Genomic DNA, 15,344 nt, shown 5'->3' with positions numbered 1-15,344 from the left:
AAGCTGGCGCTTTTTTTACCGTGCTCCTGTCAAAACCCAGGCCGGAATCTGGATGGTAGCGAGAGCTGGGGGGGCGGTGCTGCGGTTTTTTTAGGATGTCTGGATGCTGTCATCGGTGGGTGCGTTTTCGTCCCTGTACTTTGCGACCCTGATGCTCTTGCTCAGCTCGGGCCTGTTCAATACCTTCATGGGGGTGCGCCTGACGGCCATCTCGGTGTCAGAGGTATGGATTGGCGGGCTGATTGCGGTGTATTACCTGGGCCTGGTATTTGGTGCTCGTATGGGTCACCGCCTGATCATGGGCGTGGGCCATATTCGGGCGTACGCCGCCAGTGCTGCCATTGTCACCATCTGTGTGCTGGTTCAGATTCTGGTTGATTCCATGTACGTCTGGCTGCTGCTGCGCTTTTTGGCGGGCGCGGCCATGGTGGTGCAGTTCATGGGGATTGAAAGCTGGCTGAACGAGCAAAGCGACAATAGTCAACGTGGCACCATTTTTGCCTTTTACATGGTGTTTTCCAGCCTGGGCACCGTGCTGGGGCAGTTGTCTTTGACCCTGTTCCCGCATCTGAATTACGAGCCGCTGGTGTTTGTGGCGATCTGTTCGGCCTTCAGTCTGGTGCCGGTGGCGATTACCCGTCGCAGCCACCCACCCTTGCAAGTGCCCGCGCCCATTAATGCACGCTATTACCTGGACCGCGTGCCCTTGTCCATGATGGTGCTGCTGGTCGCTGGTATGTTGACCGGGGCCTTTTATGGTCTGGCACCCGTGTATGCGGTGCGCGTCCATTTAAGCAATGAGCAGGCTGCCTTGTTTGTCGCCGTGTCTGTGGCCGCTGGTGTGCTGGCCCAATGGCCGGTGGGTTGGCTGGCGGACCGCATGAATCGCGTCAAACTGATCCGCATTAACGCGATCTGTTTGCTGGCCTTGGCCATCCCTTTGTGGGGCTGGTTTGAGGCCCCGTTCTGGTTTCTGCTGATTTTTTCGGCTTTGTTCGGGATTCTGCAATTTACGCTGTACCCCTTGGGCGCGGCTTTCGCCAATGACAACGTGGATCCGGAGCGGCGAGTTGGCTTGAGCGCCATTTTGTATATGGTGTATGGCTTGGGGGCCTGTCTGGGGCCGCTGCTTGCCGGCGGCCTGATGTCTTATATTGGCAGCAATCTGTACTACATCTTCGTGGCAGCCTGTGGCTTGGCTTTGGTTCTGCTGGTCCGCCCGCAAAAGGTACTGGGCGATCACTTGAGCCAGGATGCGCCTACTACCTTTGTGCCTATGCCAGACAGCTTGCAAAGCTCGGCCGCGGCGGTGGCACTGGACCCACGGGTGGATATCAGCTCTGACGTGTCGCATGACCCGGTTTTCGAAGATCTGCCGCCAGTTGAAGAGCGGGTGCCCGCAACGACGGAAAGCACGGCTGCGGAGCGCAAGGCGGAAGATGAGGCTGCAGAGGCGACACTTGCCGAGGACGACAAACGGGCTGATCCTGTTGTTGGAAGCTCGGGAAGCTCGGGAAGCTCGGGAAGCTCGGGAAGCTCTGTGAATTCTGAAGGCTTGGATGCTTTTGGGAGCGCCGCAGATGTGGAAAGCTCGGGCGCTGAGGAAGACGTAGGGAAAGCACGTAAACCCTCAGATCCAGCCCCTTAGGCAGCCGCCAGACCAGAATCGAGCATGTTCTCATAGCGGTTTACGAGCACGATCCACTCAAAAAAAAACCCAGGCCAAGCCTGGGTTTTTTATTTCTGCCCGGATCTTAAATCTGGAACTCAGGCCCGCTGAATTGGGCCTCAACTTCAATCTTGCCAGCCAGAATATCCTGCTGCAGCGCTGCAATACGCTGGCGCACGGAATCCGGTGTGTCCGGGGCCATGATCAGGCGTACCGCATCCGGTTGTTGCAGGCCAACCTTGAAGATCCTGCCGGACTCGAACTTGTTTTCGCTCAGATCCTTGCAGGCTTCAAATACGCCAATACCCACATCCGCCCAGGCCGAACCGACGAATACGTCGGGCTCGCGGGCGACCCAGTCAATTACATTGCCAATTTCTTTGATGCCCAGTTCACGGCAGGCCTGCGTCGTGCCGCTACGGCCTTTGTTCAGCATGGTGTAGATGATGTCTGCACCAGCTTTGGCCTGTGCCTGGGTGACCCGCGCGGCCAGCTCAATATCATCCTGGTTGCCGGAGAAGTTTGTCAGCAGCTTCACATCCGGATTGGCATGCTTGACGCCAGCGGCATAGGAAGCGCGGGCGCGCAAACCAGGGGGCACGCGTATGCCGGACTGGTGGGCCACCACGCCGGTCGTGGTCATCAGGGCGGCATAGGCACCGGCTAGCCAGGCTGACTCTTCCTGACGCACGTCATAGCTGCTCAGATTGCTGGCAGTGACGGCACCTTGCGTGATCACGAAGCGGGTATCCGGAAACTCCTTGGCAACGGCCAGGGCAGCATCGGTGTTCTGACCGCCGTGGGCGATCAGCAAGGCCGGCTTGTATTGCGTTGCCAGTTCGCGCAGAGCGGCAATTTGTGCCTGGGTTTCGTTGGCCACCTGATCTTTGTAGTGGCCGGTAATGGGCAACTGGTCCGTGGCCTTCTTGAAGCCCTGATAACCAGCTTGCATGAAGCCGTTGTCATCAATGTGGCCGCAGAACAGGGCAGCAACGACGGGTTTGTTGGCCGCTAGCACACTGCGGCCAAGCCAAGGGGCAGCCAGTGCGCTGGCGCCAGCGGAAGCGGCGGCCAGCAGTAACTGGCGACGGGTAAATCCGGTCATGATCATGTCTCCTGTGTAGTCTCCGACGTGGGCGTCGGTAAAAATCGTTTTTTTCTAATCTACAGGAGATGAAAAGCCTCGGTCCCCGAAGTTTTAAATGTCAAATATAAGAATTCTCGTATAGTGCGTTTTTGCGGGCGTGTATGAGACACGCCCGACATTGTTTACCGTGGAATCAGGGCCACGATAGCGCCAATCGCCAGGGCAACTCCCACTATATTGAGCGCGCTTAGTTTTTCCTTGAAGAAGCCCGCGCCGATGATGGCGCCCATGGCAATCACGCCAATATTCATGGCCGAGAACACCAGAGTGGGGTTCTCCGGGAAGATCTGGTGGGCGCGGATATAAAAGAAAATATTCCCGAAGTTCAGCAGGCCCAGTACCAGACCGGCTAAAAGGCTGCCTTTGTGCCAGCTGGTGCGCTTGGCCAGCAGCCAGCACAGCATCAGCATACCGGCCAGCGAGAAGGACACCACCAGACTGCTGGAGAAAGCTGCGCCGGCTTTGGAGAGCTGCTTGAACATGATGTCGATCACGCCATAGCCCAGCCACACAGCCAGCAGCATCAGGGCAGGATGCCCGGAGCCTGCTTCCTGGCTACTGGCCTGCCGCGGACGTATCAGCAGGCACAGCAAGGCAATCAGGGCCAGGGCGATGCCCAGCAGTTTCTGACCAGCCAGATGCTCGCCAAACAAGAGAAAGGCCGCCAGCAAGGGAATGAACAGGGACAGGCGCTGGGCAGCATCGCTCAACACAATCCCGGCTTGCCGCACTGCCGCCGCCATGAACAGAAAGACGCTGGGCAAGAGCACACCCAAGGCAATCAGAATCCACCAGGGGGTAGCAGGATTCAGCAGACTGCTGGGATGCGGTTGCAGCAATACCAGACTCAAGGTGACTGCCACGCCGTAGTTAACCATGATGGCCTGGGCGACATCGATCTGCCGCTGGCGAGCGACTTTCAGCAGAATGGAAACGGCAACACTGCACAGAATGCTGGCGATCAGAGTGAGCATGTTAGAGGGCCTCGACCATAGCGCGTGGACGGGTTTGTTCCAATGACAAAGGGGGTTCGGACAGTGTGGTTTTGGCCGCTTCCAGTTGCAGGCGGGCAAACAGATCCTGGTCCGCCACAAACTGCGGGTTGCCGGTAGTCAGCAATTGCTCGCCATAGAAAATGGAGTTGGCACCGGCCATAAAGCACAGGGCCTGGGTGCTGTCATCCATGGTTTCGCGACCCGCCGACAAGCGCACGGCGCTGGTGGGCATCAGGATACGCGCAATGGCAATCGTACGTACAAACTCGAAGGGGTCCAGATCATCGACCTGATCCAGCGGCGTGCCCGGCACTTTCACCAATTGGTTGATAGGTACGGACTCGGGGTAGGGGCGCATATTGGCCAGCTGAGCCAACAGGCCAGCACGCTCGCGGCGGCTTTCACCCATGCCGATAATCCCACCGCAGCAGCTGTTCAAACCGGCTGCGCGTACGCGTTCCAGCGTGTCCAGGCGGTCCTGGTACGTGCGCGTGCTGATGATCTGGCCATAGAACTCGGGGGAAGTGTCCAGATTGTGGTTGTAGTAGTCCAGCCCGGCATCTTTCAGGCGTTGCGCCTGACCGTCTTTGAGCATGCCCAAGGTGACACAGGTTTCCAGCCCCATCGCTTTGACGGCGCTGACCATCTCAACTACCTGGTCCAACTGTTTTTCGGTAGGAGAGCGCCAGGCGGCACCCATGCAGAAACGCTGAGCACCCTGTGCCTGGGCGGCGCGGGCCGCTTCCAATACCTGTTCCAGGGGCATCAAGGGTTCAGGTTCCAGCTCGGTCTGGTATTTGGAGGATTGCGGGCAGTAGGAGCAATCTTCGGGACAGGCGCCTGTCTTGATGGAGAGCAGGCTGGAGAGCTGGATTTGATTGGCCGGGTGGTGCTGTCTATGTACGGTCTGCGCCTGGAATACGAGGTCCATAAAGGGCAGCTCGTAAAGCTCCATGATGCGACGAATCGTCCAGGGTGCGGGGGTGTTTACAGACATGGCAGGCTACCTTATTCAGTGACGCAGCTATGCTAGGTGTTCTGCCTGTGAAAGACGACTCCTGGGGCTAGCAAGCTCTAAAGGCTTTTCCCGCTATGGGCCGTATTTCAGTGATGATTGGGTGAAATTATTGCTAACTTCGCTTAATTTCCTCTCTTGTGTTCGATACAAATTGTTTCTTCCGTAGTATTTGCAAAATGTTTCAGTGCTTGGTTCAGCGCCTGATTACCATGGTTTCTACCTTTTTATCCGGGGTAAACTGGCAGGCGATTTTGCAAAAGGATAAACATGCACGTGTTCGAGCGCCGCATCACCGTGGAATGGGGTGATTGCGATGAGGCCGGGATCGTTTTCTATCCCAATTATTTTTATTGGTTTGATTGCACGTATCAGGCGTGGCTGCGGCAAGCAGGCTTGAGCCAGCGTATCTTGCGCCAGGAATATGATGCGGTAACACCCTTGGTGGATGTCGGTGCCAACTTCCGCGCACCCGTTACCTATGATCGCGAGATTCGCGTTTGCGTGCATGTGGCTCAATGGCTGGAGCGGCGCTTCAAGCTTGAATATCAAGTCTTCAATATGGACGGTGTGCTGGTTGCAACCGGCCACGAGTGGCGCGCCTGGGCGCAGGTCTTGCCGGAAGGGCGGCTGAAAGGTGCCGCCATTGCCGAAGACTTTCGTCAGCGCTTAGAAGGGAACGGGGCTGTTTGAAGCGGCCTGATCAGACACCGGCAGGCGCTGCTGCACTTGATGCAGCTGCGGCTTGCCATTGAGCGGTATATAGACAAAAGCCAATTGCTTGAACAGGCGTGCTTGCCAGCGTGCTTGTTGCAGGCTGATGTCCAGCACCAGCAGGCTGGGTTCATCCGGCCATCTGCCCTTGGGGTCCAGATTTACAGCGGGCCACCAGCGCAGATCCAGTTTCTGCAAATCGCGCAGCAAGCTTTCCTGAACCGCATCGTTAAAGGCACGGCTGCAAATTTGCGCGCCTGGATTGCAGGCGGTCAAAATTGCCGCACCACGGCTGTTTTCTTGTTCCAGTAATTGGTTCAGAGGGCGGTTGAGCTGGCCGATGCGCACGTCCATATCGCCCTTTGGGCTGTGTACACGGTAGATCGCCTTCTCGAAAGCGTGAGACAGGGCGGCGGGCAGGTCTTTCTGTGTAGACATAAGCTATCTTGCGTCGTTCTGTTCTCCGGACCCACAAGACTGGCAGTGGGATGCATGGTTTGTTTGTGTTCAAACCATGCATCCATTATTTACACAGTTTCAGCCTTCAAGCAAGTTATGAGGCGCGTGGATCCTGGATTCGATTCCAGATCGAATACAAGCTGGGCAAGAACAAGAGCGTCAGGATGGTGCCAATGGCCGTCCCGCCGATCAGCGTCAGGGCCATGGAGCCCCAGAACACGGAGAAGGACAGTGGGATGAAGGCCAGTACCGCAGCCAGCGCCGTCAGAATGACGGGGCGGGCACGCTGCACAGTGGCTTCAATCACGGCATCGTAGGGCGAGGCGCCTTCAGCCCGGTTGGTCTTGATCTGCTCAATCAGAATCAAGGTATTGCGCATCAGGATCCCCGCCAGACCAATCAGTCCCAGAATCGCGGTAAAGCCAAAGGGTTGCTGGAAAATCAGCAAGGCGGGCACGCTGCCAATCAAGCCCAAGGGGGCGGTCAGGAACACCATGATCATGTTCGAGAGCGAACGTACCTGAATCACGATAACCAGCAGCATCAAGGCAATCATGACCGGAAAGACGGGCAGCAGCGCGTCATTGGACTTCTTGGCCTCGGCGGTAATACCGCTCATCTCGATCAGGTAGCCAGGGGGCAGGGAAGCCTGCAAGGAGGCAAACTCCTTCATCACCCGATTGGCCACTTCTGCCGGTTGCACGTGCGGAGCAATATCCCCCCGCACGGTCATGGTGGGCAGGCGGTTGCGACGTGCCAGCTTGGGTTCTTCCTGCATGATTTCCAGTTTGCCGACCTGCTCCAAGGGCAGGTTCTGGCCCTGATCATTCATGACGGTCAGACCGGACAGGCGCGTGGGATCATGGCGGTTGCTGGCAGAGCTGCGCGCCACAACCAGCACATTACGCAAGTCCTCGCGGTATTCTGCAACGGTTGTGCCATCCAGCTGCAACTGGATTTGCTCGGCCAGACTCTGGCGATTCAAACCCAAGGCTTGCAGACGTTGCGGGTCTACGTCCAGCTTCAGGACGGGTACGCGCGAACCCCAGTCCACGTTCACCTGACGCATGTCCTTGTCGGCCCGCATCACCGCCATGGCCTGCTCGGAAATATCACGCAGCTTGTCCAGATCAGGGCCACGTACCAGGAACTCCACCGGGTATTTGGTGGATGGCCCGAACACCAGCTGAGTGGCACGAACGCGCGCTTCTGGCGTCAGACCATCGGCCACTACTTGGCGGAAGCGTTGCAGCAGCGCATCTCGGTCGTGGTGATCAGCCGTCAACACAACCAGACGAGCAAAGGAGGGATCAGGCAGTTCAGGGTTGTAGGACAGGAAAAAGCGCGGTGCGCCTTGCCCGGCATAGCTGGTGACCAGCTTGGTTTCGGGCTGCTCGCGCAACCAGCTCTCCACCTTGCGAGTAACGGTCTGCGTGGACTGAATACTGCTGCCCTCGGGCAACTGCACTTCTACCAGCAGCTCGGGTCGGTCGGAGGTGGGGAAGAATTGCTGTTTGACGAAACCCATGCCTACAACCGCCAGCACGAAGGCCGCCACCACAATTCCGGCCACCAGAAACTTGTGGTGTACCGACCAGGCAATCATGCGGCGCAGGCGCATGTAGTTGGGGGTGTCGTAAATGGCCTGATGGCCGCCAGGACGGGCTGGAATGGCGGGCAGCAATTTGACGCCCATATAGGGAGTGAAGGCCACCGCAACCAGCCAGGAGGTCAGCAGGGCAGCGGCCAGAATCCAGAAGATATTGCCGGCGTACTCCCCGGCAGAGGAACGGGCAAAACCCACCGGCAGAAAGCCGATAATCGTCACCAGGGTGCCGGACAGCATGGGGGCTGCCGTATGGTTCCAGGCATAGGCGGCGGCTTTCAGGCGGTCCATGCCTTCTTCCATCTTCACGATCATGATCTCGATCGCAATAATGGCGTCGTCCACCAGCAGGCCCAGCGAGATAATCAGCGCGCCCAGCGTTACCCGGTCAAACACCTTGCCTGTCATCATCATGATGACGAACACCATGGCCAGCGTCAGGGGCACAGCTGCAGCCACTACAATCCCGACCCGCCAGCCCATGCTGACTAGGCATACCAGCAGCACGACGCTCAGCGCCGCGAAGAACTTGAACATGAACTCGCCTACGGCGGAGGCAATGTTCACCGACTGGTTGGTGACGGTCTCCAGGGAGAAGCCCAGGGGTAGGGCAGCGGCAATATCTTCCCGTGCCTTTTCCAGATCCTTGCCCAGATACAGGCCGTTATAGCCCTCCTGCATCACCACATCCAGCAACATGGCAAATTGTGCGTTGTGGTGAATCTCGAAGCTGGGCGGGTCTTCGTATCCACGACTGATGGTGGCAATGTCGCCCAGACGCAGATTGTGGCCTTGCACGTAGATATAGGTATTGCTGATGGCCTCCACATCCTCCAGTCCGGCGCTAAGGCGCATGTGAATGCGCGGGCCATCGGTGCTGACGGCACCACTGGCTGTCATGGCGCTGCGCTTGGACAAGGCTTCCAGAATCTGTTGAGGGTTGAGCTGCAGGTTGTGCAGCTTGGCTTCGTCCAGATCGACAAAAATACGCTCGCTTTGCTCGCCCAGAATATTCACCTTCTTGACGCCGGGGACTTGCAGTAGCTGGCTGCGTACTTTCTCGGCCTCGCGAGTCAGCAGGCGGGGTGGCAGACCGGGGGCTTGCAGCGCGAACAGGCTGAAGGACACGTCCGAGTATTCGTCGTTCACAAACGGCCCCTGCACGCCTTTGGGCAAGCGCGGAGCCTGATCCTGCAGCTTCTTGCGGAGCTGATAGAACTCGCTTTGAACGTCCGCGGGCGGCATGGTGTCTTTCAGGGTCACCACCATCAAGGCTGTGCCGGGACGAGTAACCGTCTCTACCTTGTCAAACCAGCGCAGTTCCTGCATGCGCTTTTCCATGGGCTCGGCCACCAGATCCTGCATTTCCTGGGCGGTGGCCCCGGGCCACATGGCAGTGACGGTCAGCACTTTCACGGTAAAAGCCGGGTCTTCGGCTCGACCCAGTTTCACGAAGGAGTAAATGCCGGACGCTGCCAGAGCAATGATCAGGAACAGCGTGATGGCCCGCTCACGCACCGCCAGAGCGGAGAGATTGAAGCGGCCTGTCATTGCTTGACCTCGCGTGTTTCAGGACGAACTTCCTGGCCTTCATGCAAAAGGTTAGCGCCCAACGCCACGATGGCTGTACCGGCTCCAGGGCCTTGGGACAGGTAAGCGTGTTCCTGGGCAAGCTTGGCAATGGTCACGGGCTGCCAGTGCACGGTTTTCTGATCATCAATTACCCACACACCGGGGCCTTTGCCTGCATCGTAAATTGCAGTCAGCGGCACTTGATTCAAGGCGTCTGCATCCGGGGGCGTCAAATGCACAATGGCGCTGGAACCCAGTCTTGCGGTGACATTCTCGCCCTCGAAGGAAAAGCGGGCCTGATAGCTGCGGGTTGCAGGGTCAGAGGATTGGGCCAACTCGCGCAGTTGGGCGGGCAGGCTTTCCTGGGAGTCCGTCAGCTCAATGGTGGCGCGAGTACCCAGCGGAATATCCCACTGCTCGGGCAGGCTGACAATGACATCACGTGGGCCGTCCTGGGCCAGGCGCAGCACGGCTTGCCCTGGGCTGACAACTTGGCCAACATCCGCAATCTGGGCGGTAATGATGCCGCTGGCTTCGGCTTTCAGGGAACTGTATTGGTCGGCGTTGCGGGCTATTTCAGCTTGTGCTTGGGCGGATTTCAGATTTGCCTGTGCGCTACGCAGTGCCTTCTGGCTTTGTTCATGCGCCTGACGGGAAACCCCGCCTTGCTCCACCAGCAGGGACAAGCGTTTGTAATCTGACTGGGCTTGTTCGGCCTGAGCCTGGGCGGCCTGCACGGCAGCCAGACGGGCGCGGTAATCCAGTTGCAGATCCTTGGGATCCAGCGTCATCAAGAGCTGGCCTTTTTCCACGTGTTCGCCGTTCTGGACCTTGCGTGTATCAATCTTGCCGCCTACCCGAAATGCCAGCGGGCTTTCGACCCGTGCGCTGACCAGCCCCAAGAAGCGTCGTTGCTGATCGGCCTTGGGCTGAATCACGCTTTGAATCACCAAGGGAGCCTGAGTGCGAGGGTCGGCCTCCTGTGTCTGCTGGCTGCACCCCATCAGTACAAGGGCGGCGGACAAACTCAAGACAGGGCTAAGAGAGCGAAAAAGAGCCATGCAGGACTCCGGGTAGGTAAATAGTTGGATGAACTGTAACTTGTGGCGTGATGTTCAAGGCATCAGGCTGCGCAGAATAAGCTGCGTTACCACCAGCAAACCTTGGCGGGTTTTTTCAGGCGGATGTATTTCCAGCAAGACAGGGTGTAGACAGGCGGTCAAGGCAAACAGGATGCCTTGAACCACCTCGTCCAAGGGCGTGCGGCGTTCAAAGTCGCCGCTTTCACGGCCCGCGCGCACCAGGGCAGTGATTTGAGTCAGCAAATCCTCTCTGTGCTGGTCCACTGTTGCCCAATTGTTTTGCAGCGCTTCAATGACCACTTCTTGCATGCGACCTTCCTGCAAGAACAGCTCCAGGCTTAGGTTGCAGGCAGTTTCAATGAAATGGCGCAGACGTTCGGTAGGGGGCAAGTCGCCCTCCACAATCTGTTGCAGCTGCACGTGCATGCCTTTGAGCACAGAGTGGCAGATCGCCTGGCCGATAGCCTGCTTGGAGTCGAAAAAACGATATAGATAAGCGCTGGACACGCCTATGGATTTGGCCAGGCTGGCAACAGAGGTCTTGCGATACCCGTAGAGCCGGAAATGCGTATTGGCCTGCTCAATGATCTGTTCGCGGCGATGATGCTCGGTCGGACCACGCTGGCCCAGGGTGCTGGCTGGCATAGAAGTTGAATGTTGAAGTAACGATAACGCAATACATTAACTTCCTTGGGGCTTGGGGGCAAGAAAATTGAGTGTCTGAAGCCAGGAATTAGCTGTTTTTTTGGGGAAGGGGTGGGTGGCTGGCGGTGTCGCGTTTGAATAAGCTGCAACACGGTTGTGGATTGGGGTGCAGGAAGATGAAAAGCCTGCTGGATCCCAAAGCTGACTGGCTTTTTGGGAGTCGATGGGTGTGGTGGTTATAGGGGATCAGGATCTGTAACGGGCCGACCTTGCCATTTTGATGTATGCCCGGTAGCGAAGCCAGGCAGTTCGAGCAGACATGAAAAAAGCCTGACAGATCGAAATCTATCAGGCTTTTTGAATTTTTTGGCGGAGCGGACGGGGCTCGAACCCGCGACCCCCGGCGTGACAGGCCGGTATTCTAACCAACTGAACTACCGCTCCGCAGCGGTGCCAAGAATCTTGGCGTCCCCTAGGGGATTCGAACCCCTGTACCCACCGTGAAAGGGTGGTGTCCTAGGCCTCTAGACGAAGGGGACAGGACTCTACAGCTAATCTTCGTTTTTTGGTGGAGGTAAGCGGGATCGAACCGCTGACCTCTTGCATGCCATGCAAGCGCTCTCCCAGCTGAGCTATACCCCCAATTTTCTTTACTTCGTTTTTTAACTGCGTCAAAAAACCAAAGTATCGAAATAAGTGTCAGGCTTGACGAGGCTTGCCACTTCAAACTGCTAAAACCAGTCCAGGACTGATTTTTAAATCTTTTGGCGGAGCGGACGGGACTCGAACCCGCGACCCCCGGCGTGACAGGCCGGTATTCTAACCAACTGAACTACCGCTCCGCAGCGGTGCCAAGAATCTTGGCGTCCCCTAGGGGATTCGAACCCCTGTACCCACCGTGAAAGGGTGGTGTCCTAGGCCTCTAGACGAAGGGGACAGGACTCTACAGCTAATCTTCGTTTTTTGGTGGAGGTAAGCGGGATCGAACCGCTGACCTCTTGCATGCCATGCAAGCGCTCTCCCAGCTGAGCTATACCCCCATTTCGGTGTTCTTTTTGTCGACCACCAACGAAGAATTGAGATTATGAAGGTGTTTTTATCTTTGTGCAAGTCTTTTGAAGAAAAAAACCAAAATAAAGTGAAAAAACTTCAGAGAGGCTGCCAGAGGGGGGCATGGGGCAGGCAGAGGAGGCGATACCCCCCGGCGTGCGGAAGCCGAAAACAGGGCTCAGGGTGAGCCTGAAATGCGCTTGTATCTTTTTGTTTTATACGGAGTTTTGTATCTTCTTTGTGTCATAACATTTCATTTGTGGCTCAATAGAGGGAAATGCTTTCAACTATTAGCGTCGTTTTTTTGTCCCTTTCAGGCTTGTCTAATTCCCTTCTTAGGCGCATAAATGCAGGGTTTGTGAGAAATTTGCGCTGCTCTGTAATCTAATGATGGTATGCTTCGTTGAGTAACATTTCACCTGCAATAATTACGTTTTGTAGGCCCCTCACTTAGCCTGCGTTTTTTTATTTAATGGCGCTATGTCAGCAAAGCAGTGCATATCATCACCTCTGCCTGTTCCAGTGGATGCACAAAGACGAATCAGTTTGAGTGCTTTGCTGATTTGGGTGCTGTTGGTCTGGCTGTTGTTGATCTCCGCAACGGTTACTGTCATTTACAAGCAAAACCAGGCAGAAATTCGCCTGCAGGCAAGTAGCGGCCTCCTGCGACAGCTCTCTGATATCAGCTATTCCGTGGCGCTGGCCGCGCCTTCCAGTTCGACGCCTGCCCGTTTGCGCCACTTGGATCAGCAGTTCCAAGGGGTGGTGCAGTTGTTGCGCGATGGCGGGGTAGTCGATGGTGTGGTCCTGGTCCCGCTGGACAAGCCCTTGCTGGGGCTGGTCTCCCAACTAAGTAATGAATGGCAGCGGCGCTTGATGCGTCTGGATTTTCCGGTCAGCTCCGAGCAAGTGCTCCTGCCAGCGGCCAGCCTGAACGCGGAAGACTCGTTATTTCGTCATAACACCCAGCAATTGCTGGATGCGTTTGATGCCTCGCGTGAAAGCGTCCGCTCGCAGCACCGCTGGACGGTGTTCTTCATGCTGGGTCTGGATTTGATCGCGCTGTGTCTGTCCTACTTCATGTTGCGTGCCTGGGCAGCCGATCCCTTGCGACAGCTGGTGGCTCAAGGCCAGGCTTTTACTGGCGGCAATTACCGTGCAAAAAGCACCAGTTCAGGCACTAGTGAAACGCGTTATTTGTCGCAGATTTTGAATTACTGCGGTTTGCAGATTCAACAGCTGGATGCGCAGCTTTCTATTCAGCAGCGCAATTTATCCCAGCTCAACGCCATATGCCGCAGTTTGAGCCACAACCCTTTATTGGGAGTTTATTTATCCCGCGATGGCCGCTTTGATTTCGTCAATAAAAAGCTGGCTGAGACATTGGGATATAGCCGTGCACAATTGCGCCAGGAGTTCACGGTTGATCAAGTCTTTCTGTCGCCGCGATTTCCTTCTTTGACTCAAGTGGTGCCCGATTCGCGTTCTGGTGGCAGCAGTTTGCGCTATGAAACGCGGGCATTGCGTCATGACGGCAAATCCATTGATGTCGAGATCTGTGCCATTCCCATCGAGCTCGAGGGCCGTATGGGCATGGTGGCAGTAGTGCAGGACATCACCACGCGGGTGCGCAACGAAGTGACGGGCCGTTTGGCGGCCGTGGTGTACGAGAACACTTGCGAAGCCATTGTTGTGACGGATCGTTTTGGCCATGTGGTGGATGCCAATCCGGCTTTTAGCCGCATCACCGGCTACGAGCTGGACGAAGTGCGGGGCCGCACTTTGTCTATCTTGAACTCGGGGCGTCAGGACACGGAGTTCTACCGCAAGATGTGGCGCGAGATTTCGGAAACCGGGCGGTGGCAGGGCGATATCTGGAATCGACGCAAGAACGGCGAGGATTTTGCCGAGCGTTTGACCATCAGCACTGCCTGGAACCCGGATGGCACGGTGTATCGCCACATTGGCTTGTTCACCGACATCACCAGCCATAAGAAGCGTGAAGCGCAGATGTGGAAGCAGGCGCATTACGATCATTTGACGGGCTTGCCCAATCGGCAGATGTTCCAGGATCGCTTGCAGCAAGCGCGCGAGCAGTCGCGTCGCACAGGCTTGCCTTTCGCGCTGATCTTTATGGATCTGGATTTTTTCAAGGATGTGAACGACTCCTTGGGGCACGAGAAGGGCGACGTCCTGCTGCAGGAAGTCGCCCAGCGTTTGCAGCGCTGTGTGCGGGTAACGGATACCGTGGCCCGTATTGGTGGTGACGAGTTTACCGTCATCATTTCGGATATCAGCGATACCTCGATTGTGGAGCGCACTTGTCGCTGTTTGCTGGACACGATTGAAGAGCCTTTCCAGTTGGGCAAGAACTCGGTGTCTGTTTCCGCCAGTTTGGGAATCACGCTGTTCCCCGAAGATGGAGATGATGCCGGCCAGCTTTTGAAGAATGCGGATATGGCCATGTACGCCGCCAAGGCTTGCGGCCGCAATCAATACTGTCGCTTCCTGCCTGCCATGAGCGAAGCCGTGGAAGCGCGCTTGCGTTTTTCGCAGGATTTGCAAAAGGCCCTGAGCGAGCAGCAGTTCCAGCTGTATTACCAGCCGATTGTGGATTTGCGTACAGGGCAGGTCACCCGTGCCGAGGCCTTGATACGCTGGGAACACCCGCAATTGGGCTTGGTGCCACCTTCAGAATTCATTCCTTTTTCCGAAGATTCCGGGCTGATCGTGCTGATTGGCGAATGGGTGTTCGAGACGGCTGCCCAGGCTGCGGTGAAACTGCGCAACGAGCTGGACCCCGGTTTCCGGGTTAGCCTGAATGTCTCGCCTGCGCAGTTCAAGCTCAATGGCTCCTGCGCGCGCGAGTGGGTGGAGTATCTGCAAACCCAAGGCATTCCGGGCGATGCGCTGGTGGTGGAAATTACCGAGCGCTTGTTGCTTGACGATCAGGGGCAAGCCTTGCAGCAGCTGCGCTCCTTGCGTGAATACGGCATGAGTGTGGCACTGGATGATTTTGGCACCGGCTACTCCTCCCTGTCGCACCTGAAGCGGTTTTCCATCAATGTGCTCAAGATTGATCAGTGCTATATCCGTAATCTGGCCCTGAGCAGCGAGGATCTGGTGCTGACTCAGGCCATGATTGTCATGGCGCAAAAGCTGGGCTTGCGGGTAGTGGCAGAAGGTGTGACCAGTCACGAGCAACTGGATTTGTTGAACAACGCCGGTTGCGACTATATGCAGGGCTATTTGTGCTCTACGCCCATCCCGGCGGATGAGTTCGTGGACTGGTGCAAGACCTGGAATCGGGAGCGTGCCGGTGGTTTTGCCGCGCGCTTGTACCCGAATGCACCGCAGGCTTTGCAATAGCAGAATCCTTTCACGGAGTCC

Annotated in this window: 10 protein-coding genes and 6 tRNA genes; 3 read left to right on the top strand and 13 right to left on the bottom strand. The window is 56.7% G+C overall.

Features of this window, described 5'->3' with window-relative positions; translation table 11 throughout:
- The first annotated feature begins 103 nt into the window (after positions 1-103).
- Positions 104-1,648, top strand: coding sequence for an MFS transporter (locus tag U2949_RS04415; protein WP_321286362.1), 1,545 nt, complete (start codon positions 104-106; stop codon positions 1,646-1,648).
- A 106-nt stretch (positions 1,649-1,754) separates the two neighbouring features.
- Here U2949_RS04415 and U2949_RS04410 read toward each other — a convergent pair whose 3' ends face one another.
- From U2949_RS04410 to bioB, 3 genes are all read right to left on the bottom strand, one after another.
- A complete protein-coding gene (locus tag U2949_RS04410) occupies positions 1,755-2,774 on the bottom strand; it encodes a BMP family protein (protein WP_321286360.1) in 1,020 nt (339 codons plus the stop codon).
- Between the two features lie 164 nt (positions 2,775-2,938).
- Positions 2,939-3,790, bottom strand: coding sequence for an EamA family transporter (locus U2949_RS04405; protein ID WP_257723829.1), 852 nt, complete (start codon positions 3,788-3,790; stop codon positions 2,939-2,941).
- A 1-nt stretch (position 3,791) separates the two neighbouring features.
- The gene (gene bioB, locus U2949_RS04400; RefSeq protein ID WP_083054143.1) at positions 3,792-4,808 is read right to left on the bottom strand and encodes a biotin synthase BioB; all 1,017 of its coding nucleotides are present in this window, start codon (positions 4,806-4,808) and stop codon (positions 3,792-3,794) included.
- A gap of 288 nt (positions 4,809-5,096) precedes the next feature.
- Here bioB and U2949_RS04395 point away from each other — a divergent pair, with 288 nt between their 5' ends.
- The gene (locus tag U2949_RS04395) at positions 5,097-5,519 is read left to right on the top strand and encodes an acyl-CoA thioesterase (RefSeq protein ID WP_026485103.1); all 423 of its coding nucleotides are present in this window, start codon (positions 5,097-5,099) and stop codon (positions 5,517-5,519) included.
- On the opposite strand, the gene U2949_RS04390 is transcribed toward U2949_RS04395, so the two are convergent.
- The 10 genes from U2949_RS04390 to U2949_RS04345 form a co-directional block, all read right to left on the bottom strand.
- On the bottom strand, positions 5,496-5,978 hold the full coding sequence (locus U2949_RS04390) for a DUF3293 domain-containing protein (protein WP_026485104.1): 483 nt from the start codon (positions 5,976-5,978) through the stop codon (positions 5,496-5,498). The two genes, U2949_RS04395 and U2949_RS04390, sit on opposite strands and share 24 nt — an antisense overlap.
- A 115-nt stretch (positions 5,979-6,093) precedes the next feature.
- A complete protein-coding gene (locus U2949_RS04385) occupies positions 6,094-9,156 on the bottom strand; it encodes an efflux RND transporter permease subunit (RefSeq protein ID WP_257723828.1) in 3,063 nt (1,020 codons plus the stop codon).
- On the bottom strand, positions 9,153-10,238 hold the full coding sequence (locus U2949_RS04380; protein WP_257723827.1) for an efflux RND transporter periplasmic adaptor subunit: 1,086 nt from the start codon (positions 10,236-10,238) through the stop codon (positions 9,153-9,155). The genes U2949_RS04385 and U2949_RS04380 overlap by 4 nt, the downstream gene beginning before the upstream one ends.
- Before the next feature lie 54 nt (positions 10,239-10,292).
- Positions 10,293-10,904, bottom strand: a complete 612-nt coding sequence (locus U2949_RS04375; RefSeq protein WP_257723826.1) for a TetR/AcrR family transcriptional regulator — start codon at positions 10,902-10,904, stop codon at positions 10,293-10,295.
- 367 nt (positions 10,905-11,271) lie between these two features.
- Positions 11,272-11,348, bottom strand: a tRNA-Asp gene (locus tag U2949_RS04370).
- Between the two features lie 19 nt (positions 11,349-11,367).
- Positions 11,368-11,443 (bottom strand) — tRNA-Glu (locus tag U2949_RS04365).
- 27 nt (positions 11,444-11,470) lie between these two features.
- Positions 11,471-11,546 (bottom strand) — tRNA-Ala (locus U2949_RS04360).
- 123 nt (positions 11,547-11,669) lie between these two features.
- Positions 11,670-11,746, bottom strand: a tRNA-Asp gene (locus U2949_RS04355).
- A gap of 19 nt (positions 11,747-11,765) precedes the next feature.
- Positions 11,766-11,841: transfer RNA gene (locus U2949_RS04350), tRNA-Glu, on the bottom strand.
- A gap of 27 nt (positions 11,842-11,868) precedes the next feature.
- A tRNA-Ala gene (locus tag U2949_RS04345) sits at positions 11,869-11,944 on the bottom strand.
- 556 nt (positions 11,945-12,500) lie between these two features.
- On the opposite strand from U2949_RS04345, the gene U2949_RS04340 reads away from it, so the two are divergent.
- Complete coding sequence (locus U2949_RS04340) at positions 12,501-15,323, top strand: EAL domain-containing protein (RefSeq protein ID WP_321286352.1); 2,823 nt, start codon at positions 12,501-12,503, stop codon at positions 15,321-15,323.
- Positions 15,324-15,344: the final 21 nt, after the last annotated feature.

This window comes from Alcaligenes phenolicus (genome assembly GCF_032063905.1).
Taxonomy (GTDB): domain Bacteria; phylum Pseudomonadota; class Gammaproteobacteria; order Burkholderiales; family Burkholderiaceae_B; genus Alcaligenes; species Alcaligenes phenolicus.
Note: the sequence above shows the minus strand (reverse complement) of the source record. Positions and strands in the feature narration are given on the sequence as shown.

Bases quoted from the DNA above. Each gene is read 5' to 3' on its own strand.
- bioB (WP_083054143.1), bottom strand. From the start codon at position 4,808: ATGTCTGTAAACACCCCCGCACCCTGGACGATTCGTCGCATCATGGAG.
- U2949_RS04410 (WP_321286360.1), bottom strand. From the start codon at position 2,774: ATGACCGGATTTACCCGTCGCCAGTTACTGCTGGCCGCCGCTTCCGCT.
- U2949_RS04415 (WP_321286362.1), top strand. From the start codon at position 104: ATGCTGTCATCGGTGGGTGCGTTTTCGTCCCTGTACTTTGCGACCCTG.
- U2949_RS04405 (WP_257723829.1), bottom strand. From the start codon at position 3,790: ATGCTCACTCTGATCGCCAGCATTCTGTGCAGTGTTGCCGTTTCCATT.
- U2949_RS04390 (WP_026485104.1), bottom strand. From the start codon at position 5,978: ATGTCTACACAGAAAGACCTGCCCGCCGCCCTGTCTCACGCTTTCGAG.
- U2949_RS04385 (WP_257723828.1), bottom strand. From the start codon at position 9,156: ATGACAGGCCGCTTCAATCTCTCCGCTCTGGCGGTGCGTGAGCGGGCC.
- U2949_RS04375 (WP_257723826.1), bottom strand. From the start codon at position 10,904: ATGCCAGCCAGCACCCTGGGCCAGCGTGGTCCGACCGAGCATCATCGC.
- U2949_RS04395 (WP_026485103.1), top strand. From the start codon at position 5,097: ATGCACGTGTTCGAGCGCCGCATCACCGTGGAATGGGGTGATTGCGAT.
- U2949_RS04380 (WP_257723827.1), bottom strand. From the start codon at position 10,238: ATGGCTCTTTTTCGCTCTCTTAGCCCTGTCTTGAGTTTGTCCGCCGCC.